The following is a 24977-nucleotide window of genomic DNA, read 5'->3' as shown; positions in this document are numbered from 1 at the left end:
GAAAGTCTTGCCCCATCCGGAGAAGACTGAAAAGCGGCGTGGTTCAGAGGTAGTGATCCGTGTTTTCAGCTGGTTGGCTATAAAGTCGATCGATAAGAGGACGATCGATGGGTTGCCAGTTTTCTATAATGGCGAGAGCGGTGGGAAAGATGCAGATAAGGTTGCCGCCGCGCTGCGGTTGATTCAAGAATTTGACCCTATTCGATACAGCCGTCTGGTCCGCGATCTCAAACGGATCTGGATTACAATCAATCTAGGTGCCGCTGCGCAATTTGTGAAATCGACTTCGACTTGCGAGCTTGATCGGCGATTTGTTCTAGGCGAGCACACGCTGACCGACCAGATCGCCAGCGCGATAGTGCATGAGGCGACGCATGCGCGTCTCCATCAGCGAGGCATTGGCTATGAGGAGGAATTGCGCCACCGGGTGGAGTGGGTTTGCATGAGACGTGAACTGGCTTTTGCGGCGAAACTGCCGGACGGGGCGAGTATTCGTCAATGGGTCGAAGCTCGACAAACGGAACCCTCGGATTTTTCCAATGTAGCGATGAATGGTCGGCAAATTGATAGCGCGCGTGATGCCTTGCTCCATCTCAATGCTCCAGGTTGGCTGGCAGACTTGATCGTCTTTTTCGCCCGGCGGCGATATCAGAGGCGTATCAGGCGACAAGAAGCTGAAGCGCATTTCGACAAGCGAAAATGATGCTCCGTTTCGCTTGTGGGGATTCGCTTCCGCCCAGAGCGGCGATGCCGCCGCCCCTCGCACAAGCGTCCGCAGTTTCAGGCCGAGCAGCAAGGATGGGGCTCGCGGGCAATCGTTTCGCTGCTTCTTTCATGCCCACTGCCTGACGGGCTTGCTTCACTTGACGGAGTTGCTTCCGCATAGGCTGCAAACTGGCGTTCAAGCGCCTTGACTGCACTGCTGCGCCAGCCCTCCGCCAGGGATTCCGACATGGGATCGGGGAAGATTTCCTCTTCGCCGTTCTCCACGCCGTCCAGGATCGCCCGCGCGACAGACTCCGGAGAGGCTTTCGCGATGTCCAGGCCCCGTGTCATGTCCGTGTCCACCGGGCCGGGAAGGACCCTGTGGACGCTGACACCCCGTCCGGCCAAAAGGGTGCGCAACGACTGCGACAGCGAGAACGAGGCCGCCTTCGAGACCGAGTAGGCCGGACTGAACGGCACGGCGGCAATCGAGGCCAGCGACAGAATGTTGACGATGGCTCCCCGCGACCGGGCGAGCAACGGCAGCAGAGCCTGGGTAACGTCGTACGAGCCGAAGAGGTTTACGGCGAGCTGTTGTTCGAGCACACGACGGTCGCTGAGGTCATCGATGGGCGATACGCCGGCGTTGTTGATGAGGATATCGAGAGCATCGATCTTCTCGACGGCCTCCCGGATCTGCGCAGCGTTGGTCACATCCATGGTCAGGGACGTCACACGCCGGTCCGGATGAGCCATCGGTTGGCGGGTTGCGGCATAGACGCGCTTTACGCCTCGGCTCAGGGCTTCCTCGACCAGTGCCCGACCGATGCCCCGATTCGCTCCAGTCACCAGGATGGTTGTACCTTCGATCTTCATTGCGTCTCTCCTAATGCTTATCGTTTTGTTCGAGCGTTGGCGCGCCGCAACTCAGGTTGGCTACAGTCGCCGTTGTCGATACGACTGGTTGGTGAGATGGACTTAGCGCCGGGCATCGAAGCCATGGGAGTGACAAGTGTGACGGGATTCCGATGGACTCGCTGATCACGGCCGCGGCGCATGCGCTTGCGACGGGCGATCCGCTCGGCGCCTTGAAGCGGGTTGCGCTGCGCGACGATGCGCCGGCGCTGGCGTTGCGCGGTATCGCGATGGCGCAGCTTGGCGACCTGGTTCGGGCGAAGGTTCTTCTCAAGAGGGCGGCGCGCGCATTCAGCCCGAGGGAGGCCGTGGCCCGCGCGCGGTGTATCGTCGCCGAGGCCGAGATCGCGCTCGTCTCGCGCGACCTTACCTGGCCGGCCAAGGCACTCGACGCCGCACGGACGACGCTCGAAAAGCATGGCGACCGCGTCAACGCCGCGCATGCGCGCAACCTCGACGTTCGGCGCCTGCTGCTGATCGGCCATCTCGACGAAGCCGAGCGCAGGCTGGACGGCTTCGATCCGTCGCCGCTGCCGCCGGCATCGCGGGCCGCCCACGAGCTGGCTGTCGCCGGCATCGCCATCCGCCGCTTGCGGACCGGTCCTGCGCGCGCCGCGCTCGGGCTGGCGGCGCGGGCGGCGCGCGCGGCGGGCATCCCCGCGCTGATCGCGGAGGTGGAGAGCGCATCGCTGGTGCTGGACACGCCGGCCGCGCGCCTTGTCGCGCGTGGCGGGGAACGGCCCCTCCTGCTCGATGAAGTCGAAGCGCTCCTGGCGTCGGGGGCGCTCGTGGTGGATGCATGCCGCAATGTCGTGCGTGTCGCAGACACCGTCGTCTCGCTGGCGACCCGCCCGGTGCTGTTCGCGCTGGCCCGCGCGCTGGCCGAAGCCTGGCCGGGGGACGTGGCAAGAGCGACGCTCATTGCGCGCGCTTTCCGCGGAAAGGACGCGGACGAATCACATCGCGCACGATTGCGCGTCGAAGTCGGGCGGCTTCGCGCGGAGCTTCGGAGCTTGGCGGATGTGAGCGCGACGAAGCGGGGCTTTGCGCTGGCCCCGCGCCGCGCAGGTGAGGTCGTCGTGCTGGCGCCACCCGTCGAAGAAGAGCATGCCGCCGTGCTCGCCTTCCTCGCGGACGGCGAGTCTTGGTCGAGTTCGGCCCTGGCGATTGCGCTTGGAGCCAGTTCGCGTACCGTGCAGCGAGCGCTCGAGCAGCTCGCCCAGGCCGGCAAGGTGCAGTCGTTCGGCCGCGGACGGGCGCGTCGCTGGATGACCCCGCCGCTGACGGGTTTCCCGACAATCTTGTTACTCCCCGGCCCACTGCCGGGCTACTAGGATGGAATTATGGAACGATCCGCAGCCGAAATCCTTCGAGAATATGGACCCTTTCCGGGTGTCGACCACGTGGACGGCGTTACCTTCGACGGTGAGCATGTCTGGTTTGCCTCAGGCGACAGATTGAACGCCTTCGATCCGGCGAGCGGCAAAGTGGTGCGCTCGATCGACGTCGCGGCACACGCCGGAACGGCCTTCGACGGCCAGCACCTCTATCAGATCGCCGAGGATCGCATCCAGAAGATCGATCCGAAGAATGGCCAGGTGCTGGCGACGATCCCGGCGCCCGGCAATGGCGGTGATTCCGGGCTCGCCTGGGCCGAAGGAACACTCTGGGTCGGGCAGCATCGGGGCCGAAAGATTCATCAGGTCGATCCCGAGACAGGGGCAATCCTTCGCACTATCGTTTCCAACCGCGTCGTCACCGGCGTCAGCTGGGTCGACGGCGAGCTGTGGCATGGCACCTGGGAGGGTGAGGAGAGCGATGTCAGACGGATCGATCCTGAAACGGGAAAGGTCCTTGAGAAGCTCGATATGCCGCCGGGAACAGGCGTGTCGGGGCTCGAATCCGATGGCGGCGACCAGTTTTTCTGTGGCGGCGGAAACAGCGGCAAGATCAGAGCTGTTCGCCGGCCCAAACGAGGCTCGGCGACCAGGATCTGAGTTTTTGCCGTCCGTAGCCGTTTGACCATTCGAGCTAACTGGTTTTTGCGGTTTTTAGCCCGGTGGTCCGAACCAGGTGTTCATCGCGTCTTGAAGACCATCCTGCGTCCTGTCGCCTACCCAAGCAACATATCCGTCGGGTCGGATTAAAACTGCGGTTGGAGCGGAGACCAAACCTAGCGCAGGCAACTCCCATGGATCGTCGCATTTGGCGTAAACCAACTTAATGCGGTCTGACCACGGCTTGATGTCGAGGCTGCCCGGCGCGTCGAGATTCAAGAGCACTGGCCGCGCATTTTGGAGGAGCGCAAATACGCGCATGGGACCATCAGGCGTGGCCAGGTCGAGGTCGGGCATGCGGCGGCCGACCAGCGGATGCGCCTGGCCGAGGTCGTAATGGATACCAAGTCCGGACATCTCGGCAGCGATCCGTTTGCGAGGCTCCTCCATCCTAAGGAGCTCTGATACGATTTCACGCAAGGCTTCAGTGCGATCATCAGTACGTTGCAATGCGACCTGTGCCATTGTCGTACGCAACACGCGGGCCGCAACCGGATGCCGCTCGATGTGATAAGTGTCGAGCAAGCGTTCAGGCGATGTTCCTTTCACCACTTGGGCCAACTTCCAACCGAGGTTCACCGCATCCTGCACACCGATATTGAGGCCTTGTCCGCCCACCGGGGAATGCACATGGGCGGCATCGCCCGCTAGGAGAACCCGGCCCTTGCGGTAAGCCGCCGCCTGCCGCGACATGTCCGTGAACCTGGAAATCCAGGTTGGGCTATGGATTCCGTAATCTGTTCCGCATGCGGCGACGAGCGCTTCGCGGAGATCGCGCAGCGTGGGTTCGGTCGTGGCGCCGACATTCTTTTCAGTGACCATGACGCCTATGGGACCTTTACCGGCAAAGACGACCTTGCCGTCACGAATTTCGTACTCTTCCCTGCCGAAGGCATGGATGCCAAGTGCGGTGCGATGAATGCCCAGTGGCGGCTCCTCCGCCATCTCGGCCTCGGCGAGGATGCTGCTGGTCGTCGCATCCCATCCTCGAAACTCAATGCCAGCAGCTTTGCGGACCAGACTGCGGCCTCCATCACACCCGACGAGATAGCTTGCCCGCAGCGACGCACCATCGGACAGTTCGATGGTGACGCCGGCGTCGTCCTGCACGAAACACATCAATTCACGGGCGCGATAGATCGGCACTGCCAGCTCGCTGACCCATCCAGCGAGAATGCGCTCAATGTGTTTCTGTCTCAGCGCCAGCCCGTAGTTGTGGCGGGTCGGAAAATCGCTGATGTCTAAACGCATCGCCGCGAATCCCGTGACTTGGGCTATTTGTCCTTCGGCGAGGAACCGGTCCGCGATGCCGCGCTGATCGAAAACTTCGAGAGTGCGTGAACTCAGACCTCCAGCACGCGAACCGGCAAGCTCCTGGTTCGGGCGGCGTTCGACAATGGCTACGTCGATGCCTGCCAACGCCAACTCGCCTGCCAGGGTCAGGCCCGTCGGACCTCCTCCGGCAATCACGACTGCATGTTCTGTCATCGGCAAACTCCCCTGGCAGTTACGACTCCCAATCAATGATCGCAGAGTCCCAGTGGTTGCCGTTTGGGTTAGTTCAGGCTCGCTATCAATTTTTCGAGCAGGCGTGCGAGCATGATCTGCTCCGGGCGTGCTAACCCAGAAAGTATCTGGTGCTCGTTGGCGACGTGAGCGGTAACCGCCTCGTCAATCAACGCCAGACCCTTTTTAGTCAGTTGCACGACAATGCCGCGGCGATCGTCGGGGTGCGGCCCGCGCTTGATCAGACCGGATTTCTCGAGCCGATCGAGGCGATTGGTCATCGCGCCCGACGTTACCATCGTCGCCTCGTAGAGAGCCGTCGGCGTCAGCGCGTATGGCGGCCCGGAACGACGCAGCGTCGCCAGCACATCGAATTCTCCGGATTGCAGCCCGTAACTTGCAAACAGCGGCGCCAGCCGCTCTCGTGCGATCAGCGAGGCGGCCTCGTTCAACCGTCCGAGCACGGCCATCGGCGAGACATCGAGATCCGGCCGTTCCTTTTTCCATTGCCCGATCGCTTTTGCTGCGCGATCCATGTCTCTCACCGTTATGTATCTTGACGTGAAGAATCTTTACCTTATCTTACCTCAGCTTGCGATATTGGCCAAGTGCCGCGAACGGGCGACGGGACGGTGCGATGAAATTTCTCTGGGACTCGGCGCTTGGCCTTCTGGTCGTCACCGGTGGACTGCTCGGCCTGACGCTGCCGTTCGGCAAGATCGCGACGGCGGCCGGCGTGGCCGCCATGGTCTGGGCCTTCGTCATCTCGCTTGGTGCCGGCGGCGTGCTTTTGTGCGCATTGCTGCTCAACGGGAAGCGCATGCGGCTTACGCCGCACAGGCTGCGCTATTTCTTCGTCACCGCGGCCGTCTCATATGCAATCCCCAATCTGCTGATGTTTTCAGCCATTCCGCATCTGGGCGCCGGCTACAGCGGCATCATGTTCACGCTGTCGCCGGTCGTCACGCTGGTGTTCTCGATGCTGCTCGGCGTCAGGCGCCCGACCATGCTGGGCATCGTCGGCATAGTCGTCGGTTTCGTCGGCGCAGTCATGGTGGCGGTGACGCGCGGCGAAGCGGGCCAGCCGGCCGAATTTTTCTGGGTTGCGATGGGCCTGCTCATCCCGGTCAGCCTCGCCGCCGGCAACATTTACCGCACCGTCGACTGGCCCGAAGGCACCGGCCCGATCGAGCTCGCCGTCGGCAGCCATCTGGCAGCAGCCTTGATGCTGGTTGCCGGCATTCTGGTCCTGCTTGGCGGCAATGCATTCGGCTCGCTCGGCGGCGTGCCGCTGGTCGCTGCGGCACAGGTGGCATCAGCCTCGGCGATGTTTGCCTTCTTCTTCCGCCTGCAAGCGGTCGGCGGCCCGGTCTATCTCAGCCAGATCGGCTATGTCGCGGCGGCGGTCGGGCTGTTTGCCGGGACCCTCTTCCTCGGCGAGCGCTATCAACTGCTGACCTGGGCCGGTGCCGTCATCATCACCGCCGGCGTGTTCATCACCACCAAGGCGCAAAGCCAGAGGCCATAGAGGCCAGAAGGCGTAAGCTTCAGACGGATGCCTTCTCCGCCAGCACCATGTAGTTGACGTCCATGTCCTTCGAGCGCTGCCAGCGGTCGGCGAGCGGGTTGTAGGTGACGCCGGTGCGGTCGATGACGGTCAGGCCGGCGCCGGCAAGCGCCTTTTCCAGTTCCTCGGGGCGCACCAGCTTGCCGAACTGGTGGGTGCCGCGTGGCAGCCAACGCAGCACATATTCGGCGCCGATGATGGCCAGCCCCAGGGCCTTCAGCGTGCGGTTGATGGTGGCGACGAACATGATGCCGCCGGGCTTTACCATCTCGCCGCATTTGGCCAGGAACAGATCGACATCGGCGACATGCTCGACCACTTCCATGTTGAGGATGACGTCGAATTTTTCGCCGGCATCGGCAAGGTCTTCCGCGGTCGTGGCGCGATAATCCACGCTCACGCCGACTTCCGCCGCATGCAGCTTGGCCACTTCGATGTTGGTGGCGGAGGCATCGGCGCCGACCACTTCGGCGCCAAGCCGCGCCATCGGCTCGCACAAGAGCCCGCCGCCGCAGCCGATGTCAAGGAAGCGCAGGCCTTCGAACGGCCGTGCCGCACGCGGATCGCGGCCGAAGCGGGCCGCCACCTGGTCGCGGATATAGGCAAGCCGGATCGGGTTGAACTTGTGCAACGGGCGGAACTTGCCGTTCGGGTTCCACCATTCGGCGGCAAGGGCGGAAAAGCGTTCCACCTCTCCGGCATCGATCGTCGATCGTCGGGGCTCAGGCATGGCGTGGTCTCCTCGGACGCTAGGAAGTCGGGCGCGAGGCTGCGAATGTCAAGGCGCGAAATTCACCGCCGGCGGTGCGATGCGCGCGATGCCTTCCGGCGCCGCCTTTTGCCGGCTGCATTTGTGTCAGCACGTGTCAGTTGATGGTGTGCCGGAAGGAAACGCCTAGGCTTTGGCGGACGAAGCAGAGACATCGGGTTCGGAGGAGTGCGCAATGATGCGAGCGGTTGCTTCCATTCTTTGGCGCCGGCTTGACCAGGAAGGCCACGACGCTTGCCTTCTGTCGGAAGCGAGTTCCGGGTGGAACCTCAGGGGACACGCGCTTTTCGTCCAGGACGGCGAGCCGTGCAGCATCGCCTACGAGGCGGACTGCGACGCCGATTGGCATACACGATCGGCGCGCGCCGACGGCTTTTTCGGCACGCAACAGCTGCATTACAGGATCGACCGGCTGACCGAGCGCCAATGGACGCTGAACGGCGAGCATCAAGCGGAAGTCGACGGTCTCATCGATGTCGATCTCGGCTTCACGCCCGCCACAAACCTTTTGGCGCTTCGCCGCTTTGCCCTCGATGTCGGTATGGCGACGCCCGCGCCGGCAGCCTATCTGACATTTCCCGAACTCAGGCTCGTTCGCCTCGAGCAAACCTATCAGCGCGTCGATGCTGCACATTACGCCTATGCCGCCCCGATGTTCGGCTACCACGAGACACTGGAGGTCTCGCCGCTCGGTTTCGTCCTCGACTATCCGCGCCTGTGGCAGGCCATCGTGCGGACGGGCTGAACCGCCCGCGTTGGGAGTGCAGCTGGCCGGTGTGGCTTAACGGCAAATTTACGATATTGGCGGTTTCTTAACGTTGGGTCAGTGTTTGGCATTTAGATTGCTGTCCGAGTAGGGGCAGCCCGGTGCGCATAAGAACCCAGATAGTCGCGACATTGTTCAGCGCCGTGGCCTTGATCGGCCTGGTCGGCGGCGTTGCGATCGTCTCGCAGATATCGCTGACCAAATCCGTGGCGCTGGCCGAGGCGACAAGCGTCGCACGGCAGCTGGCCGAAACTATTGCCTTCAGGGCGTCGGACGCGCCGCGTTCATTATTCGAGAGACCCGATGGGCTCCGCGAATTCGTGACTTTGCAGCACGGCCGCTCGAAACGCGATCTCGTCATCGTAGACAAAAACAAGGTTATTTTCGCCGACGTTCCGGGAGAAGAGCAAAATATCGGCACGACGTTCGACTACGATCCCGGCAATGAAATCGCCCGGACGATTGACGACGGCGTGCCGCGCAACTTCGTCGAGGCCAGTGCCGACGTGGCCGATCCGATTGACCTGGTTGCGGTGCCGATCGAGTATGCACCCGGCAAGATCGTCGGCGCCGTCCTGTTCGAGTATACGCCGCTGCTGCGTGCCGCGCAGCAGCGCACGAACGATATGCTGTGGCTTGTGGGCCTGTGTACCGCGGCAGCCGTGCTGATCGCGGCGGCCTCCGCCTTCCTGTTGTTGCGAGGCTTCAGTAAAGGCCTTGCTGGTCTCAACCGCGGCATCGAATCGCTGGCGCGCGGCGACGCCGGGGCCCGTATCGGCCGCACCTCCGATGACGAGTTCGGACAGTTGGCGCAAGGGTTCGACACTATGGCCTCCGAAATCGAAGCCTCGCGCGCTCAACTTGTCGATCAGAAGGCCTACATCGAAGACATCGTCCAGACCGTTGCCGAAGGCATCGCCGTCATCGACGGCAAGGGTCAGGTCGTGTCCGTCAATCCGGCGGCAGCCGAGATCATCGGGCGGCGCAGCGACAAGGTCGTGGGGCAGGACTGGCAGTCGGCCCTGGATATCAGGGGGCCGTCGGGAGACAAGCCCGCGTCGGGAACATCTCCGGTCGAACTGGCCATGACCACCGGCCGCCGCCACCAGAATGAGGTGAGGCTGGCAAAGCCGGATGGGACCTCCTTGCCCGTGGTCGTCAGCTGCAATCCGCTCAACCGCGCCGATGGCGGCATCGTGCTGACGCTCAGCGACATCAGCGACCTGCGCAGTGCCGAGCGGGCGGTGCACGATCGTGCCGAAGAACTGGCGAGGCTCAATCGTGAACTGAAAGAGACATCGGAGGCCACGACCCGCCTGGTCAAGCTCGGCGAACTGCTTCAGGCCTGCGTCACTTTTCACGAGGCATTTTCCGTCGTCGGCTCCGCCATGCCTGATTTCTTCGGCGGATTGAGCGGAACCGTTCATCTGACCAGTGCGTCGCGCAACCTGGTGGAGGAGATGGCGCATTGGGGCACCATCCGGTCGAGCGTCGGCCAGTTCGGACCGGAAGATTGTTGGGCGCTGCGGCGCGGCCAGGAGCACGTCGCCGGTCCAGGCATGCTGACGCCGCGCTGCAACCACATCACCGAAAATGGCGGCCGCGGTTATGTCTGTATGCCTCTAGCAGCGCAGGGAGAGACACTTGGCATCCTGCATCTGTGCGAGCCGAATGCCGTTGACAAGCCGGAGTGGCTTGCCGAACGGCAGCAGATACTGCGTGGCGTCGTCGATACGCTGGCGTTGGCGCTTGCCAATCTGCGCCTGCGCGAGACGTTGCGGCAGCAGTCGATCCGGGATCCCAACACCGGGCTCTACAATCGCCGCTACCTTGAGGAGACCAGCAGCCGCGAGCTCAGGCGCCTGGAACGTGCCGAGCAGCCGCTGACGTTGATCATGCTCGACGTCGATCATTTCAAGCAGTTCAACGATACGTTCGGCCATGAAGCTGGGGATCTCGTCCTCAAGCAGGTGGCCGCCACGCTGGTCGACCATGTCAGGGAAAGCGACGTGGTTTCGCGCTACGGCGGCGAGGAATTTGCCTTGATGATGCCCGGAACGTCACTGGCCGATGGCGCCGATCGCGCCGAAGCTCTGCGAAAGGCGATCAAGCAGCTGCATGTCACGCATCGCGGCCGCACGCTCGGCACCATCACCGCGTCGTTCGGGGTCGCCGCCTTCCCGGAGCTCGGCGCCTCATGGGCGGAGATCGTCAATGCCGCGGATCGCGCTTTGTATCAGGCAAAGGCTGAGGGCCGTGACCGCGTCATCGCCGGAGCGGGTCTCGCCCGTGTCGAGCAGCAAAAGCCAAAACTCACCAAGAGCGTGGCTTGAAATCTGGTTGATGGACGGGGCAAGGCGACGGAATCCTCACCGCCTTGCGAAACCGCTATCATTTGGCTAAGGAGGCCGCGCATTGAGCGCCCGGCCACAGCTTGGCGCATTTTTCCGCTTTTCGGCCTCCGGTCCGGCATCCAGTCAAAGGCATTTCGCTTCTATGGCGCGCATCGTGATGAAATTCGGCGGAACCTCCGTCGCCGACATCGCCCGCATCCGCAATGTGGCGCGTCATGTCAAACGCGAGGTCGACGCCGGCCATGAGGTCGCCGTCGTGGTCTCGGCGATGTCCGGCAAGACCAACGAGCTCGTGCAATGGACGCGCGAGGCCTCGCCGATGCACGATGCGCGTGAATATGACGCCGTGGTCGCGTCCGGCGAGCAGGTCACTGCCGGCTTGCTGGCGATCGCGCTGCAGAATATCGGCGTGCATGCCCGCTCCTGGCAAGGCTGGCAGATCCCGATCAAGACCGACAACGCGCATGGCGCGGCGCGCATTCTCGATATCGACGGCGGATTCCTGATCAAGCGCTTCGGCGAAGGCCAGGTGGCGGTGGTCGCCGGTTTCCAAGGCATCGGGCCGGACAACCGGATCGCAACGCTCGGCCGCGGCGGTTCCGATACCAGCGCTGTCGCCATCGCGGCAGCGGTCAAGGCCGACCGCTGCGATATCTACACCGATGTCGACGGGGTCTACACGACCGATCCGCGCATCGAGCCGAAGGCGCGGCGGCTGGCCAAGATTTCGTTCGAGGAAATGCTCGAAATGGCCTCGCTCGGCGCCAAGGTCCTGCAGGTGCGCTCGGTCGAGCTTGCCATGGTGCACAGGGTGCGTACTTTCGTGCGGTCGTCCTTCGACGATCCCGACGCACCAGGAATGGGGGATTTGCTTAATCCGCCGGGAACGCTTATTTGCGACGAGGAAGAGATCGTGGAACAGCAGGTCGTCACCGGAATTGCCTACGCCAAGGACGAGGCGCAGATTTCGTTGCGCCGCGTCGGCGATCGGCCGGGCGTCGCCGCCGGCATTTTCGGGCCGCTGGCCGAGGCCAACATCAATGTCGACATGATCGTCCAGAATATCTCTGAGGACGGCAAGTTCACTGACATGACCTTCACCGTGCCATCCGGCGACGTCGACAAGGCGCTCGCCGTGCTCGAGCGGCTGAAGGCGACGATCGGCTACGACGTGGTGCAGTCGGAAGCCGGCATGTCGAAGGTCTCGGTCATCGGCATCGGCATGCGCAGCCATGCCGGCGTCGCCGCTACCGCCTTCAAGGCGCTTGCCGACCGCGCGATTAACATCCGCGCCATCACGACGTCCGAAATCAAGATTTCGATCCTGATCGACGGTCCCTATACGGAACTAGCAGTTCGCACTTTGCATTCCGTGTACGGTCTGGATAAGCAGTAGCGGACTGCAACGGCCCGAAAATCGGAATCGATTTTCGGAAGGCAGGATGCAGCGGATCGAAAATCTTGGAGCGGTCTTTATGCGTCCAATTGGACGATGGCGCTCTAATTGAGTTGTTGCGTTTGTGCCGCTGTGCAGGGCAACCTGCACCGGTTGAAATGCTATTGGAGGAAGAAGCCGCGATGCGTGATTCGGCCAGTGGCCCGCGCGTTTTGCTGAAACGGCTCCGCGAGCTCATGCAAGAGCCGCTGGAGCCGCAGGAGCGGCTTGACCGAATCGTGCGCGACATCGCCTCCAACATGGTTGCCGAGGTCTGCTCGCTCTATGTGCTGCGCGCCGATTCGGTGCTCGAACTCTACGCCACCGAAGGCCTGAACCCGAACGCCGTCCACCTGGCGCAGCTCAGGCTGGGCCAAGGTCTGGTCGGCACGATCGCGGCCTCGGCGCGGCCGCTCAACCTCTCCAATGCGCAGGAGCATCCTGCCTTCGCCTACCTGCCGGAGACAGGGGAAGAGATATACAATTCCTTCCTCGGCGTGCCGGTGCTGCGGGCAGGGCGGACACTCGGCGTCCTGGTCGTGCAGAACAAGACCATGCGCCATTATCGCGACGACGAGGTCGAGGCGCTGGAAACAACGGCGATGGTGATCGCCGAGATGATCGCCACCGGCGATCTGGAGCGGCTGACAAGGCCCGGCCTCGAGCTCGATCTGCGCCGCCCGGTAAGCTTTACCGGCCTGTCCTTCAACGAAGGCGTCGGTCTCGGCCATGTGGTGCTGCACGAGCCGCGCATCGTCGTCACCAATCTTTTCAACGAGGACAGCGAGGAAGAGGTCAGGCGGCTCGACGCGTCGCTCGGCTCGCTCAGGCTCTCCATCGACGACATGCTGGAGCGCCGCGACGTCGCCTTCGAGGGCGAGCATCGCCAGGTGCTCGAAGCCTATCGCATGTTCGCCAACGATCGCGGCTGGGTGCGCCGGCTCGAGGAGGCGATCCGCAACGGCCTGACGGCCGAAGCGGCGGTCGAAAAGGTGCAGAGCGACATGCGTGCCCGCATGCTGCACATGACCGATCCGTATCTGCGCGAACGGATGAGCGATTTCGACGATCTCGCCAATCGGCTGCTGCGGCAGCTGATGGGGCGCGGACCGGAGGACGTCGCGGCCTCGCTGCCCAAGGACGCCATCATCGTCGCCCGCTCGATGGGTGCTGCGGAGCTGCTCGATTATCCCAGGGACAAGCTGCGCGGGCTGGTGCTGGAGGACGGCGCCGCGACCAGCCATGTCGTCATTGTGGCGCGGGCCATGGGCATACCGGTCGCCGGCCAGATGAAGGGCGCCGTTTCCATGGCGGAAAACGGCGATGCCATCATCGTTGACGGCGAGGAAGGCGCTATCCATCTGCGCCCGCAGCCCGACCTCGAGGCGGCCTATGCCGAGAAAGTGCGCTTCAGGGCGCGGCGGCAGGAGGTCTACCGCGAACTGCGCAAGAAGCCGTCGGTGACCAAGGACGGGGTCCAGGTCGATCTTCTGATGAATGCCGGGCTGGCGGTCGATCTGCCGCAACTGGCCGAAGCGGGTGCGGCCGGCATCGGCCTGTTCCGCACCGAGCTGCAATTCATGGTCGCATCGACCTTTCCGCGCGCCGAAGCCCAGGAGCGGCTCTATCGTGACGTGCTCGAGGCGGCGCGCGACAAGCCGGTGACGTTCCGCACCATCGATATCGGCGGCGACAAGGTGCTGCCCTATTTCAAGGGCTCGATCCAGGAGGAAAATCCGGCGCTCGGCTGGCGCGCTATCCGCCTGACGCTCGACCGGCCTGGATTGCTGCGCACCCAGATCCGCGCGCTGCTCAAGGCGTGCGGCGGGCGCGAACTGAAGCTGATGCTGCCAATGGTGACGGAACTCGGCGAGATCGCGCAGGCGCGCGAGATCATCGATCGCGAGGTGCGGCATTTGTCGCGCTTTGCCCATCATTTGCCGACCAGCCTGAAGCTTGGGGCGATGCTGGAGGTGCCGTCGCTGCTGTTCCAGCTCGACGAACTGATGAAGGCGGTCGATTTCGTCTCGGTCGGCTCGAACGACCTGTTCCAGTTCGTCATGGCGGTGGACCGTGGCAATACCCAATTGTCCGACCGCTTCGACCCGCTGTCGACGCCGTTCCTGCGTGTTTTGAAGCAAATTGCCGACGCCGGGGCGCGCAACCAGACGCCGGTGACCTTGTGCGGCGAACTGGCCGGCAAGCCGATCTCGGCGATGGCGCTGATCGGCCTTGGCTATCGCTCGATCTCGATGTCGCCGGCATCGATCGGCCCGGTCAAGGCGATGCTGACGGAACTGCCGCTCAGCGAACTGGAAGCGTTCTTCGACGATAATCTGATGGCGCCGGCGCATGGCCTGCCGATGCGGGCGCTGCTGCAAGCCTTTGCCGACGACCGCTCTATACCGCTATAGACTTTGCCATGATCAACCTGCCCCGCGACCGTATGGATCAAGTCGTCAAGCGTTTCGACATGCTCGAAGCGCAGATGTCGGCCGGGCCAGCGCCGGACGCCTATGTCAGGATGGCCTCCGAATATGCCGACATCCAGGAGATGGTGGCAAAGATCAGGGCGCTGCGCGCCGCCGAGCACGAACAGGGCGATCTGGAGGCGATGCTCGCCGACAAGGGCACCGACGCCGAGATGCGGGCCTTGGCCGAGGCCGACCTGCCAGGGGTCAAGCATCACATCGAGGCGCTGCAGAAGGACATCCAAATCCTGCTGTTGCCCAAGGATGCCGCCGACGACAAGAACGCCATCCTCGAGATCCGCGCCGGCACCGGCGGCGACGAGGCGGCGCTTTTCGCCGGCGACCTGTTTCGCATGTACGAGCGCTATGCCGCGGCGCATGGCTGGCGTTTCGAGACGGTGTCGGCCAGCGAGGGTGAGGTCGGCGGCTACAAGGAAATCATCGCCACCGTTTCGGGCAAGGGCGTCTTTGCCCATCTGAAGTTCGAATCCGGCGTGCACAGGGTGCAGCGCGTGCCGACGACCGAGGCGGGCGGACGCATTCATACCTCGGCGGCGACGGTCGCGGTGCTGCCGGAAGCCGAAGAGGTCGACATCGACATCAGGGCCGAAGACATCCGTATCGACACGATGCGCGCCTCGGGTTCCGGCGGCCAGCACGTCAACACCACCGATTCGGCCGTGCGCATCACCCATCTGCCGACCGGCATCATGGTGGTGCAGGCGGAAAAGTCGCAGCACCAGAACCGGGCGAAGGCCATGCAGATCCTACGCGCCAGGCTCTACGACCTCGAGCGCAGCAAGGCGGACGAGGAACGTTCCGAATCGCGCAAGTCGCAGGTCGGCTCGGGCGACCGCTCGGAACGCATCCGCACCTATAATTTTCCGCAGGGTCGCGTCACCGATCATCGTATCAACCTGACGCTCTATAAGCTCGACCGGGTGATGATGGGCGAACTCGACGAGATCATCGACGCGCTGATCGCCGATCACCAGTCGAAGCTGCTCGCCGATATCGGCATCGATGGCTGACAGCCTGCCCGCCACGCTGGCGCCGCTGCTGCGGGAAGCGCGAAACCGGCTCACCGCAGCCGGGATCGCGGATCCGGCGCTCGATGCCAGGCTGATCGTCGAGCATTTTTCCGGCACCAGTCGCACGCAGGCCATCGCCGATCCCGGGCGCGCTGTCGATACGGACGTGACGGCGGTAATCGAAGCCGCCTTGCGGCGGCGCATCGCCGGCGAGCCGGTACACCGAATCCTTGGCTACCGCGAATTCTACGGCTTGCGCCTTTCGCTTTCGCCGCAAACGCTGGAGCCGCGGCCGGATACCGAAACGCTGGTCGAGGCTATACTGCCCTTCGTCAAGGCAGTGGCGGCACGCGAGGGCTGCTGCCGCATCCTCGATCTAGGGACCGGTACCGGTGCCATCGCGCTGGCGCTGCTCAGCGCCGTTCCGGCCGCGACCGCCACCGGCGTTGACATTTCGCAGGAGGCGCTGGCCACAGCCATGCGTAATGCCGGGGAATTGGGGCTCGCCGGCCGGTTCACGCCGCTCAAATCCGACTGGTTTGAAAAAGTTTCTGGCCGGTACCATGTAATTGTCGCAAACCCTCCCTATATACCCTCAGACGACATTGGAAATCTGCAGGACGAGGTCCGCGGTTTCGATCCACGCCAGGCCCTCGATGGCGGTGTGGACGGTCTGAGCCCCTACAGGAAGATCGCCGCGGGAGCGGCAGCGTATTTGGAAGTCCAAGGCAGGATTGCGGTCGAGATCGGCCATACGCAGCACCAACAGGTTACGGAGATATTCTCCGCGGCCGGGTACCGTTCGGTCGGGGTGTTTCGTGATCTCGGCGGAAACGACAGAGTTCTTGTGTTCGAACGGTGAAGGCCGTGATGCAGTGCGAAAAAAGCGCTTGGCAATACCGGGGAATGCGGCTAGGGTCGCCTTAACCGGATGAGACGAAGCAGGCAGTGCTCTTAGCGATTCGGTTTTCCTTGGAAATAGCTGCCTTCTTGCGCAAACGACGCCCAAGCTTCGTGCGGGAATCGTCCGGCAAGTGAAGTAACCGGAACAGGATGGCACGTGGCGCCAACGCAATTGATGCGGGCGAACGCCGGTGAAGGAACGAAACGGCTGGCCGCATGAGCGCCTCCGTTCGTGAAGAGTTTTTCGAAAATTTCAAAGTGAAGAGAGTCTAATGAGGCCACAACAGCAAAACAGGCGCATGCGCGGTCGCAACAACAATGGCGGCGGCGGCAACAACAATAACAACAACAACCGTAAGGGGCCTAATCCCCTGACGCGCAACTACGAGAGCAACGGCCCGGACGTGAAGATCCGCGGATCGGCTCAGCAGATTGCCGAGAAGTACGCAACCCTTGCCCGTGACGCGCAAAGCTCCGGCGACCGGGTGATGGCGGAAAACTATCTCCAGCATGCAGAGCACTATAACCGCATCATCGCAGCCGCTCAGGCGCAGATGCCGATCCAGAACGCGCAGCAGAATCGCGATGATTTCGACGATGACGGCGACGAGGATCGCGACGAGTTCGACAATGCCGGCAACAACAATGCCAACGAGACGTCGGGTTCGGCGGCCAATCACGGTGCCGGCCCGCAGCCGGTCATCGATGGCACGCCGGCCGAGCTGGCTCTGAACCAGGAAAACAGCCGCGACAATCGGGGCGGCCGCGACAACCGTGACGGCCGCGACAACAATGGCGGACGCCACCGCGACCGTCGCCCCAATGGCGGTTACGGCCAGAACGGCCAGCGCAGCGAGTATGGCGCGCGCGGCGAGCAGGGTGGCCAGCGCGCCGAACAGCCACGGCGCGACGAGACGCCGGCGCAGGCGGAGCCCGTGCCGGCCGCTGAGCCGGTCTTTGTGAGCGAGCCCGCACCGCAATTCGACAACCTTTCGCCGGCGGGTCTCGCCGCCCAGGCCGAGCTCAACGAAGCCGCGGCCGAAAACAGCCCGGCCCGCCGCCCCAGGCGTCCGCGCCGTCCGCGCCTCGATGTCGAACAGGCAAATGGCGGCAACGACAACGCCGGCCCTGACAGTGCCGAGACTGGCAGTGCCGAGACAAGCAGTGCCGAGACAAGCAATGCCGAGACAAGCAATGCCGAGACTGGCAATACCGACGCTGGCAATGTCGATGCAGCGCCGGCTGAAGGCCCCGGCGGTCAAGCTGTGATCGCAGACGTCGAGAATTGATCGAAGAAACGTTCAGGCGATCTTAGCGCATCCTTTACCCCAGGCGGCGGAGAGAAATCTCCGCCGTTTTTGCTTTGCGCGCTCGGAATATTATGCGTTCGCCAGTGTCGAGGCGTCTTGAGGGTCCGTGGTTTGCGTCCCATATCTTGCGTGAACAGGATCCGGCTCGAACGGGCGGGTCCGTCACCGCAATCTGATCCGGTGCCGCGAAGCGGGCCGGTGAGGGAAGGAGACAGGCATGAATCTTGAAAAATATTCCGAGCGCGTGCGCGGCTTTATCCAGTCCGCGCAAACCATGGCGCTTTCCCGCAATCACCAGCAATTCACCCCCGAGCATATCCTCAAGGTCCTTGTCGATGACGACGAGGGCCTGGCTGCGTCGCTGATCGAGCGCGCCGGCGGCAATGTCCGTGACGTCAAGCTCGGCGTCGAAACGGCACTGGAGGCAATGCCCAAGGTCGAGGGCGGCAATGGCCAGCTCTATCTTGCGCAGCCGCTGGCAAAGGTGTTTTCGACCGCCGAGGAACTGGCCAAGAAGGCCAGTGACAGCTTCGTTACCGTCGAACGGCTATTGCAGGCGCTGGCCATGGAAAAATCGGCCAAGACCGCCGACATCCTGTCCAAGGCGGGTGTCACGCCGCAGGCGCTGAACCAGGTCATCAACGACGTACGCAAAGGTCGCACTGCCGATTCGGCGAGCGCCGAGCAGGGCTACGACGCGCTGAAGAAATACGCGCGCGACCTGACGGCGGACGCCCGCGCGGGCAAGCTCGATCCGGTCATTGGCCGCGACGACGAAATCCGCCGCACCATCCAGGTGCTGTCGCGCCGCACCAAGAACAACCCAGTGCTGATCGGCGAACCCGGCGTCGGCAAGACGGCGATCGCCGAAGGGCTGGCGCTGCGCATCGTCAATGGCGATGTGCCGGAATCGCTCAAGGACAAGCAGCTGATGGCCCTCGACATGGGGTCGCTGATCGCCGGCGCCAAATACCGCGGCGAGTTCGAGGAGCGGCTGAAGGCGGTGCTTTCCGAAGTCACGTCTGCCGCCGGCGGCATCATTCTGTTCATCGACGAGATGCACACGCTTGTCGGTGCCGGCAAGGCGGATGGCGCCATGGACGCGTCGAATCTGCTGAAGCCGGCGCTCGCCCGCGGCGAACTGCATTGTGTCGGCGCAACCACGCTCGACGAATACCGCAAGCATGTCGAGAAGGATGCGGCCCTTGCCCGCCGCTTCCAGCCGGTCTTCGTCAATGAGCCGACGGTCGAAGACACTGTCTCGATCCTGCGCGGCCTGAAAGAGAAATACGAGCAGCACCACAAGGTGCGCATCTCGGATTCGGCACTGGTCGCGGCCGCAACCCTGTCCAACCGCTACATCGCTGACCGCTTCCTGCCGGACAAGGCGATCGACCTGGTCGACGAGGCCGCGTCGCGGCTCCGCATGCAGGTCGATTCGAAGCCCGAGGCGCTGGACGAGATCGACCGCCGCATCATGCAGCTCAAGATCGAGCGCGAGGCGCTGAAGGTCGAGAAGGACGATGCCTCGAAGGACCGGCTCGCGCGGCTCGAGAAGGAACTCTCGAACCTCGAGGAGGAATCGACCGAGCTGACCTCGAAATGGCAGGCCGAGAAGCAGAAGCTCGGGCTTGCCGCCGACCTCAAGAAACAGCTCGACGAGGCGCGCAACGAACTTGCCATCGCCCAGCGCCAAGGTGAATTCCAGCGCGCCGGCGAACTTGCTTACGGCAAGATCCCGGAACTCGAAAAGCAGCTGAAGCAGGCCGAAGCCAGGGATGGCAAGGCCGGCATGGTCGAAGAAGTGGTCGGCCCCGATCACGTCGCCCATATCGTCTCGCGCTGGACGGGGATCCCGGTCGACAAGATGCTGGAAGGCGAGCGCGACAAGCTGTTGCGCATGGAAGACGAGGTCGGCAAGCGCGTCGTCGGCCAGGGCGAGGCGGTGCAGGCAGTGTCGAAAGCCGTGCGCCGTGCGCGCGCCGGCCTGCAGGACCCGAACCGGCCGCTCGGCTCGTTCATGTTCCTCGGACCGACGGGCGTCGGCAAGACCGAATTGACCAAGGCGCTGGCCAGCTTCCTGTTCGACGACGAGAGCGCGATGGTGCGCATCGACATGTCGGAGTTCATGGAGAAGCACTCGGTCGCCCGGCTGATCGGCGCGCCTCCCGGCTATGTCGGCTACGAGGAAGGCGGCGCGCTGACCGAAGCGATACGGCGCCGGCCCTATCAGGTCGTGCTGTTCGACGAGATCGAGAAGGCACATCCTGATGTCTTCAACGTGCTGCTGCAGGTGCTGGACGACGGCCGGCTGACCGACGGGCAGGGCCGCACGGTCGACTTCCGCAACACGCTGATTATCATGACGTCCAATCTCGGCGGCGAATATCTGGTCAATCTCGGCGAGGACCAGGATGTCGACGTCGTGCGCGACGAGGTGATGAATGTCGTCAGGGCTTCGTTCCGGCCGGAATTCCTCAACCGCATCGACGAGGTGATCCTGTTCCACCGGCTGCGCCGCCAGGATATGGGCCAGATCGTCAAAATCCAGCTCAAGCGGCTGGAAAACCTGCTTGTCGACCGCAAGATATCGCTTTCGCTCGATCAGGAGGCGATCGACTGGCTGGCGGCCAAGGGTTACGACCCGGCCTATGGCGCGCGGCCGCTGAAGCGGGTGATGCAGAAGGAATTGCAGGACCCCCTGGCGGAAAAGATCCTGCTTGGCGAGATCCTCGACGGCTCAACCGTCAAGGTCACCGCCGGCTCCGACCGCTTGAACTTCCGCTCGAAGCCCGCGGTCGTGGCAACCGAGGCAGCCGCCTGAGCTCAAGCCAAGAGCCTGTTCCATCCCGATCGAATCGGGATGGAATTCCTATCTTCAATCTCGACCATGATCCTTTCCGAAAAACCGGCATCCGCTTTTTGCTACGCCGGCCTTCGGTTCATTGTCTAACACTTGGCGGGGCTCAGATGACGTTGGACGACTACAACAGTTTCTGCGCCTCGCTGCCTTCGACGACCCATGTCGTGCAGTGGGGCGGCGCCCATGTTTGGAAGGTCGGCGGCAAGGTCTTCGCGATCGGCGGCTGGAGTGAGGGCAAGGAGCCGTTCGTTACCTTCAAATGCTCCGACATCGCCTATGACGTGCTGAGGGAGCAGCCGGGCCTTCGGCCGGCGCCCTATCTTGCCTCACGCGGCATGAAATGGATCCAGCGCCAGACCGGCGAAAGCATGGATGATGGCGCGCTGAAGGATTACCTGCGCGAAAGCCACCGTCTTGTCGTGCTGAAGCTGACGAAGCAGGCGCGCAAGGAATTGGGACTCGCTGCCGGTTAATCGGTCAGAAATCCGCCATCTTCATGCCCGGTTCATATTGGAACCTTATCGTTGGCAACTGATTTGCTGGCGAAGGGGTTCGCCTACCACATCGGCCCGAAATCGAGTTTTGATTTTCGCAAAGCACGATGCGGAGATTTAAAGCGTTAGAGCGTCCTTTGCGCGTCGAAAAAGACGCGCGGCGCTTTGAAGAGACAATGCCGGCGGCGGCAATTACGGACCGGAGAATTTGGCCATCATGTTGCGCACCATCTTCACCCTTTCAGCGCTTGCTGCCGGGCTGCTGGCGTCGAATGCGATGGCCTCGCCAATAGTGGATACCGCGCCACGGGTGGTTCGTGCCGCCAATGGCGGCGGCATTCTTGTCGCCCAGAACGGCAATCTCGATATCTACTACGATGCCAGGGGAAACCGCGTCATCGTCGATGCGGAGACCGGCAAGGTCATCGCCATCCAGCCGCCGCAGACCAGGCTCGACCGCCGCGCCTTGCGCCGCGAGCGCTTGCGCAATCTCGGACCGGTCGAGGACGACCGCTATTATCTCGACGACCCGCAGGACATGGCGCGCTATCGCCGCAGGCAATTGGAAGACGAGGGCAGGATCATCGTGCCGCCGGCCGACGACTACGACCTTAATGGCGACAATTCGGTGGAAGCCTTCCCCGAAGCGCCACGGGATGACGGCTACGGCAACGATTATCCGGAGGCAGCGCAGCCGGTGAGGCCGCGCACCATCGAGCGCCAGCCGCTCAACGAGGCCTCGATCGAGCCGGTCGAGCCGACGGTGCCGAACGAGCAGGCGGCCTTACCGCCAGATACAGCCCCGCCGCCAAGCACTGGCGGCAAGACGGCGGTCGACCCGTCGCTTGCGCTCGGCGCCCGCGAGGACGTGGCGGCACTGCAGGTGCTGCTCGACCGTGCCGGTGCATCGCCCGGCGTCATCGACGGACGCTTCGGCTCGAATGTCGACAAGGCGCTCGCCGCCTATAATGAGATCACCGGCAGCAATCTGAAATCGACCGACGCAATCGGCATCCAGGCGGCCCTGGCGCAATCCGGCGGCGATGCCTTCGCCTCATATACGATCACGCCCGAGGATGCGGCCGGTCCCTATGTCGCCTCGATACCGGAGGACTACAGCCAAAAGGCCCAGCTCGATCGGATGGGCTACACGTCGGTACCCGAAGCGCTGGCCGAGCGCTTCCATATGGATGAAACCTATCTGAACAAGCTCAATCCGGACGCCAATTTCAATCGTCCGGGCACCATCATCAAGGTCGCCAATTTCGGCAGGCTGGCGGCGACGCCGGTGGCGCGCATCATCGCCGACAAGTCCAATAAGCAGGTCCGCGCCTATGACGCGGCGGGCAAGCTGGTCGCAGCCTATCCGGCGACTATCGGCTCGTCCGACACGCCGTCGCCGTCCGGCACGCATGCGGTGTCGCGTGTCGCATTGGACCCGAACTACACCTACAACCCGAACATCAATTTCAAGCAGGGCGAAAACGACAGGATCCTGACCATCCCGCCGGGGCCGAACGGCCCGGTCGGCTCGGTCTGGATTGCGCTGGACAAGCCGACCTACGGCATCCACGGCACGCCGGATCCGTCCAAGATCGGCAAGACCGAAAGCCATGGCTGCGTGCGGCTGACCAATTGGGACGCGCGCGAGCTTGCCAAGATCGTGACGCCCGGCGTTATCGTGGAGTTCGTCGACTAAAGCGCAACGCCTGCGCCCGAATCACCCAATGACCTTGCGCAGCAGTGGCGCGCGCAGCGCTGCGGCATAGATCAGCTGCACCACCAGGATGAAGCCGACGCTGAGCAACGGGCTGATGAGGCAGAGTGCAGCGCCGACGGCCCACAGGATCTGTGCCTTGACGATGCGCAGATAGACCGTTCGGGTAGTCTCCGCGTCGACACCTTCGGCCAGAAATCCGTTTTTGTCCGCGTAGCGCCAACTGGCGAGCAGCGTCAGTCCGAGCATCAAAAGATTGAACCAGTAGACGACCGCAGTCCTGAATTCGAGGAAGTCGGCGAGAAGGTCGGTCGAGAACGGCAAGGCGATGAAGCCGAGGAAGCAGAGGTTCAGCGTGGCAAGCCGCCGGTCGGATTTTGCAATCAGCCCGTGTTGCGCCTGCTGGCCGAACCAGAAGATGGTCAGCGTCAGGAAGCTGAGCGCATAGGTCAGGAAGCGCGGCGCCAGTGCTGTGATCGCTGTGATCAACTCGCGTTCGGAATGCACCGTTTCATGCGCCGGCACCCTGATCTCGAGGACGATCAGGGTGAGCGCGATGGCGAACACGCCGTCGGTGATGCCGACGACGCGCCCGCGTCCTTCCGCCGAGGGTTCGAGCGGCCGTTTCATACGGTATTTCCCCCTTGTCTGTAGCGCTGCGAGAAGCTTAGCACGGCACTTGCCGTTTGCACCCTGAGCGGCGTGATCCTGCCTGTGTGGCCAGGTTGGACCTGGTTTCAACGAGAACAGTCTGCTGGCCGGTTGTCGCCGGCGCGCCGGCGATCTAGGTAAGGCGGCATGCACACGCCAACCAAAGTCGGTACCGGCGCCGTTCCCCTGACCGGCTCACTTCCCGCCGATACGTTCTGTCCGCAGGCGCAGCGGCGGTTCGTGCTGATCGCCGCGATCCTGGCTTCTGCGCTCGGCTTCATCGACGGGTCGGTCCTGGCCATTGCGACGCCGGCGATCCGCGTCGACCTCGGCGCCAGCCTCGCCGAGGCACAATGGATTTCCAATGCCTACGCATTGACACTCTCAGCCCTCATTCTCGTCGGCGGCGCCGCCGGCGATCGCTTCGGCCTGCGCCACTCCTTCGTCGCCGGCATCGTCCTGTTCATTGCCGCCTCGCTTGCCTGCGCGCTGGCGCCTAACCCGGCGGTGCTTATTGCGTTTCGGGCTATCCAGGGTGTCGGAGCGGCCATCATGGTGCCGGGCAGCCTGGCCATTATCGCCAAAGCCTATCCGAAAAAGGAACGCGGCCGGGCGATCGGCATCTGGGCCGCAGCATCAGCACTGACGACGGCGCTCGGCCCGGTGCTGGGCGGCTTCGTGCTGTCGGCGTTCGGCGACGGCATCTGGCGGGCGATCTTCGCCATCAATCTGCCGCTCGGCCTTATCTCGGTCTATCTTTTGCTGGCCAAGGTCCCTGCCGACGCGCCGGTGGAAAAGCGCAGCCTCGATCTCGGCGGCGCTGCACTCGCCATATTGGCGTTCGGAGCTCTCGCTTACGGTCTGACCTCGATCAGTGGCGACGGGGAGGGGCTGATGTCCGGCCCGAGTATTGCCGCCGGTGCGGTTTTGCTCGTCGTGTTCATCGTCTTCGAGCGCCGGCGGCGCGAGCCGATGATCGATCTATCGTTGTTTCGGATCGGCGCGTTCGCGGGCGCCAATGTGGCGACCTTCTTCCTTTATTTTGCGCTGTCGGCCAATCTGTTCTATCTGCCGATGCTCATGATCGCCGGATGGGGGCTGAGCGCGGCCGAGGTCGGTTTCATCTTCTTGCCGCTTTCGGCATTGATCGCAGTGTTGTCCGGACCGGTCGGCCAGTGGTCCGACCGCATCGGGCCTCGCTTTCCGATCGCCAGCGGCAGTCTGGTTGTGGCTCTTGCCTTTGCCGGACTTGCCTTGCTGGCCTATTGGGGCATCCACAATTTCTGGATCGGGGTATTCCCGCTGATGGCATTGATGGGGCTCGGCATGGCGCTGGTGGTATCGCCGCTGTCGAGGGCCCGGCGGATCGCCGGGGGGGGGAGGCCGTTGGGGGGGGGGGCGCGGGGGCCGCGCCCCCGCGCCACCCACCGGCGGCCGGCGGGCGCGGGGGGGGGGGGGGGGGG

The 24977-nt window shown here is 63.4% G+C and carries 20 protein-coding genes; 15 read left to right on the top strand and 5 right to left on the bottom strand.

The window, feature by feature from the left end; all coding sequences use genetic code 11:
* Window positions 1-7 precede the first annotated feature (7 nt).
* Complete coding sequence (locus tag NKH41_RS15315; protein WP_352471324.1) at window positions 8-703, top strand: hypothetical protein; 696 nt, start codon at window positions 8-10, stop codon at window positions 701-703.
* A 77-nt stretch (window positions 704-780) separates the two neighbouring features.
* Here the strand turns inward: NKH41_RS15315 and NKH41_RS15310 are convergent, their stop codons facing one another.
* Complete coding sequence (locus NKH41_RS15310) at window positions 781-1581, bottom strand: SDR family NAD(P)-dependent oxidoreductase (RefSeq protein ID WP_352471323.1); 801 nt, start codon at window positions 1579-1581, stop codon at window positions 781-783.
* Window positions 1582-1733: 152 nt separating this feature from the next.
* On the opposite strand from NKH41_RS15310, the gene NKH41_RS15305 reads away from it, so the two are divergent.
* Both NKH41_RS15305 and NKH41_RS15300 read left to right on the top strand, forming a co-directional pair.
* Window positions 1734-2954, top strand: a complete 1221-nt coding sequence (locus NKH41_RS15305) for a helix-turn-helix domain-containing protein (RefSeq protein ID WP_352769858.1) — start codon at window positions 1734-1736, stop codon at window positions 2952-2954.
* 9 nt (window positions 2955-2963) lie between these two features.
* Window positions 2964-3617 (top strand): Vgb family protein, encoded by a 654-nt coding sequence (locus tag NKH41_RS15300; protein WP_352471321.1) that lies wholly within the window; start codon window positions 2964-2966, stop codon window positions 3615-3617.
* 54 nt (window positions 3618-3671) lie between these two features.
* Here the strand turns inward: NKH41_RS15300 and NKH41_RS15295 are convergent, their stop codons facing one another.
* Together NKH41_RS15295 and NKH41_RS15290 are read right to left on the bottom strand one after the other, a co-directional pair.
* On the bottom strand, window positions 3672-5165 hold the full coding sequence (locus NKH41_RS15295; RefSeq protein ID WP_352471320.1) for an FAD-dependent monooxygenase: 1494 nt from the start codon (window positions 5163-5165) through the stop codon (window positions 3672-3674).
* Window positions 5166-5233: 68 nt separating this feature from the next.
* Entirely contained in the window at window positions 5234-5719 is a 486-nt protein-coding gene (locus NKH41_RS15290) for a MarR family winged helix-turn-helix transcriptional regulator (protein WP_352471319.1), read from the bottom strand.
* A gap of 101 nt (window positions 5720-5820) precedes the next feature.
* On the opposite strand from NKH41_RS15290, the gene NKH41_RS15285 reads away from it, so the two are divergent.
* Window positions 5821-6711 (top strand): DMT family transporter, encoded by an 891-nt coding sequence (locus tag NKH41_RS15285; protein WP_352471318.1) that lies wholly within the window; start codon window positions 5821-5823, stop codon window positions 6709-6711.
* A 19-nt stretch (window positions 6712-6730) separates the two neighbouring features.
* Here the strand turns inward: NKH41_RS15285 and ubiG are convergent, their stop codons facing one another.
* Entirely contained in the window at window positions 6731-7480 is a 750-nt protein-coding gene (gene ubiG / locus NKH41_RS15280; RefSeq protein ID WP_254816707.1) for a bifunctional 2-polyprenyl-6-hydroxyphenol methylase/3-demethylubiquinol 3-O-methyltransferase UbiG, read from the bottom strand.
* A gap of 214 nt (window positions 7481-7694) precedes the next feature.
* On the opposite strand from ubiG, the gene NKH41_RS15275 reads away from it, so the two are divergent.
* The 10 genes from NKH41_RS15275 (at window position 7695) to NKH41_RS15230 (ending at window position 22845) form a co-directional block, all read left to right on the top strand.
* Window positions 7695-8264 (top strand): putative glycolipid-binding domain-containing protein, encoded by a 570-nt coding sequence (locus NKH41_RS15275; protein ID WP_352542483.1) that lies wholly within the window; start codon window positions 7695-7697, stop codon window positions 8262-8264.
* Window positions 8265-8386: 122 nt separating this feature from the next.
* Window positions 8387-10618: a sensor domain-containing diguanylate cyclase gene (locus tag NKH41_RS15270; RefSeq protein WP_352769854.1), complete on the top strand. Its 2232-nt coding sequence runs from the start codon at window positions 8387-8389 to the stop codon at window positions 10616-10618.
* A gap of 163 nt (window positions 10619-10781) precedes the next feature.
* Window positions 10782-12035 (top strand): aspartate kinase, encoded by a 1254-nt coding sequence (locus tag NKH41_RS15265; protein WP_352471486.1) that lies wholly within the window; start codon window positions 10782-10784, stop codon window positions 12033-12035.
* Between the two features lie 182 nt (window positions 12036-12217).
* Complete coding sequence (gene ptsP, locus NKH41_RS15260; protein WP_352471315.1) at window positions 12218-14488, top strand: phosphoenolpyruvate--protein phosphotransferase; 2271 nt, start codon at window positions 12218-12220, stop codon at window positions 14486-14488.
* 8 nt (window positions 14489-14496) lie between these two features.
* A complete protein-coding gene (prfA, locus tag NKH41_RS15255) occupies window positions 14497-15576 on the top strand; it encodes a peptide chain release factor 1 (RefSeq protein ID WP_352491802.1) in 1080 nt (359 codons plus the stop codon).
* Window positions 15569-16438: a peptide chain release factor N(5)-glutamine methyltransferase gene (gene prmC, locus NKH41_RS15250; RefSeq protein WP_352471313.1), complete on the top strand. Its 870-nt coding sequence runs from the start codon at window positions 15569-15571 to the stop codon at window positions 16436-16438. The genes prfA and prmC overlap by 8 nt, the downstream gene beginning before the upstream one ends.
* Before the next feature lie 340 nt (window positions 16439-16778).
* Window positions 16779-17768 carry a DUF4167 domain-containing protein gene (locus NKH41_RS15245; protein WP_352769851.1) on the top strand — a complete coding sequence of 330 codons (990 nt, stop codon included), beginning with the start codon at window positions 16779-16781 and terminating at the stop codon, window positions 17766-17768.
* 238 nt (window positions 17769-18006) lie between these two features.
* On the top strand, window positions 18007-20613 hold the full coding sequence (clpB, locus tag NKH41_RS15240; RefSeq protein ID WP_352769848.1) for an ATP-dependent chaperone ClpB: 2607 nt from the start codon (window positions 18007-18009) through the stop codon (window positions 20611-20613).
* 146 nt (window positions 20614-20759) lie between these two features.
* Window positions 20760-21125, top strand: a complete 366-nt coding sequence (locus NKH41_RS15235; protein ID WP_352769846.1) for an MmcQ/YjbR family DNA-binding protein — start codon at window positions 20760-20762, stop codon at window positions 21123-21125.
* A gap of 238 nt (window positions 21126-21363) precedes the next feature.
* The gene (locus NKH41_RS15230; RefSeq protein ID WP_352769843.1) at window positions 21364-22845 is read left to right on the top strand and encodes a L,D-transpeptidase family protein; all 1482 of its coding nucleotides are present in this window, start codon (window positions 21364-21366) and stop codon (window positions 22843-22845) included.
* A 21-nt stretch (window positions 22846-22866) separates the two neighbouring features.
* On the opposite strand, the gene NKH41_RS15225 is transcribed toward NKH41_RS15230, so the two are convergent.
* Window positions 22867-23493, bottom strand: a complete 627-nt coding sequence (locus NKH41_RS15225; RefSeq protein ID WP_352769840.1) for a TMEM175 family protein — start codon at window positions 23491-23493, stop codon at window positions 22867-22869.
* A 168-nt stretch (window positions 23494-23661) separates the two neighbouring features.
* Here NKH41_RS15225 and NKH41_RS15220 point away from each other — a divergent pair.
* Window positions 23662-24977 (top strand): MFS transporter (locus NKH41_RS15220; protein ID WP_352933030.1); only part of this gene is annotated, 1316 nt, incomplete at its 3' end.

The organism is Mesorhizobium sp. M1169 (genome assembly GCF_040318345.1).
GTDB lineage: Bacteria > Pseudomonadota > Alphaproteobacteria > Rhizobiales > Rhizobiaceae > Mesorhizobium.
The sequence above is the reverse complement of the archived record's forward strand: the minus strand, read 5'-3'. Positions and strand labels throughout refer to the sequence as shown.

What these genes read in the sequence shown, in the direction of transcription:
- NKH41_RS15310 (WP_352471323.1), bottom strand. Translation starts at nt 1,581, where the DNA reads ATGAAGATCGAAGGTACAACCATCCTGGTGACTGGAGCGAATCGGGGC.
- NKH41_RS15305 (WP_352769858.1), top strand. Translation starts at nt 1,734, where the DNA reads ATGGACTCGCTGATCACGGCCGCGGCGCATGCGCTTGCGACGGGCGAT.
- NKH41_RS15300 (WP_352471321.1), top strand. Translation starts at nt 2,964, where the DNA reads ATGGAACGATCCGCAGCCGAAATCCTTCGAGAATATGGACCCTTTCCG.
- NKH41_RS15295 (WP_352471320.1), bottom strand. Translation starts at nt 5,165, where the DNA reads ATGACAGAACATGCAGTCGTGATTGCCGGAGGAGGTCCGACGGGCCTG.
- NKH41_RS15290 (WP_352471319.1), bottom strand. Translation starts at nt 5,719, where the DNA reads ATGGATCGCGCAGCAAAAGCGATCGGGCAATGGAAAAAGGAACGGCCG.
- NKH41_RS15285 (WP_352471318.1), top strand. Translation starts at nt 5,821, where the DNA reads ATGAAATTTCTCTGGGACTCGGCGCTTGGCCTTCTGGTCGTCACCGGT.
- ubiG (WP_254816707.1), bottom strand. Translation starts at nt 7,480, where the DNA reads ATGCCTGAGCCCCGACGATCGACGATCGATGCCGGAGAGGTGGAACGC.
- NKH41_RS15275 (WP_352542483.1), top strand. Translation starts at nt 7,695, where the DNA reads ATGATGCGAGCGGTTGCTTCCATTCTTTGGCGCCGGCTTGACCAGGAA.
- NKH41_RS15265 (WP_352471486.1), top strand. Translation starts at nt 10,782, where the DNA reads ATGGCGCGCATCGTGATGAAATTCGGCGGAACCTCCGTCGCCGACATC.
- ptsP (WP_352471315.1), top strand. Translation starts at nt 12,218, where the DNA reads ATGCGTGATTCGGCCAGTGGCCCGCGCGTTTTGCTGAAACGGCTCCGC.
- prfA (WP_352491802.1), top strand. Translation starts at nt 14,497, where the DNA reads ATGATCAACCTGCCCCGCGACCGTATGGATCAAGTCGTCAAGCGTTTC.
- prmC (WP_352471313.1), top strand. Translation starts at nt 15,569, where the DNA reads ATGGCTGACAGCCTGCCCGCCACGCTGGCGCCGCTGCTGCGGGAAGCG.
- NKH41_RS15245 (WP_352769851.1), top strand. Translation starts at nt 16,779, where the DNA reads ATGCGCGGTCGCAACAACAATGGCGGCGGCGGCAACAACAATAACAAC.
- clpB (WP_352769848.1), top strand. Translation starts at nt 18,007, where the DNA reads ATGAATCTTGAAAAATATTCCGAGCGCGTGCGCGGCTTTATCCAGTCC.
- NKH41_RS15235 (WP_352769846.1), top strand. Translation starts at nt 20,760, where the DNA reads ATGACGTTGGACGACTACAACAGTTTCTGCGCCTCGCTGCCTTCGACG.
- NKH41_RS15230 (WP_352769843.1), top strand. Translation starts at nt 21,364, where the DNA reads ATGTTGCGCACCATCTTCACCCTTTCAGCGCTTGCTGCCGGGCTGCTG.
- NKH41_RS15225 (WP_352769840.1), bottom strand. Translation starts at nt 23,493, where the DNA reads ATGAAACGGCCGCTCGAACCCTCGGCGGAAGGACGCGGGCGCGTCGTC.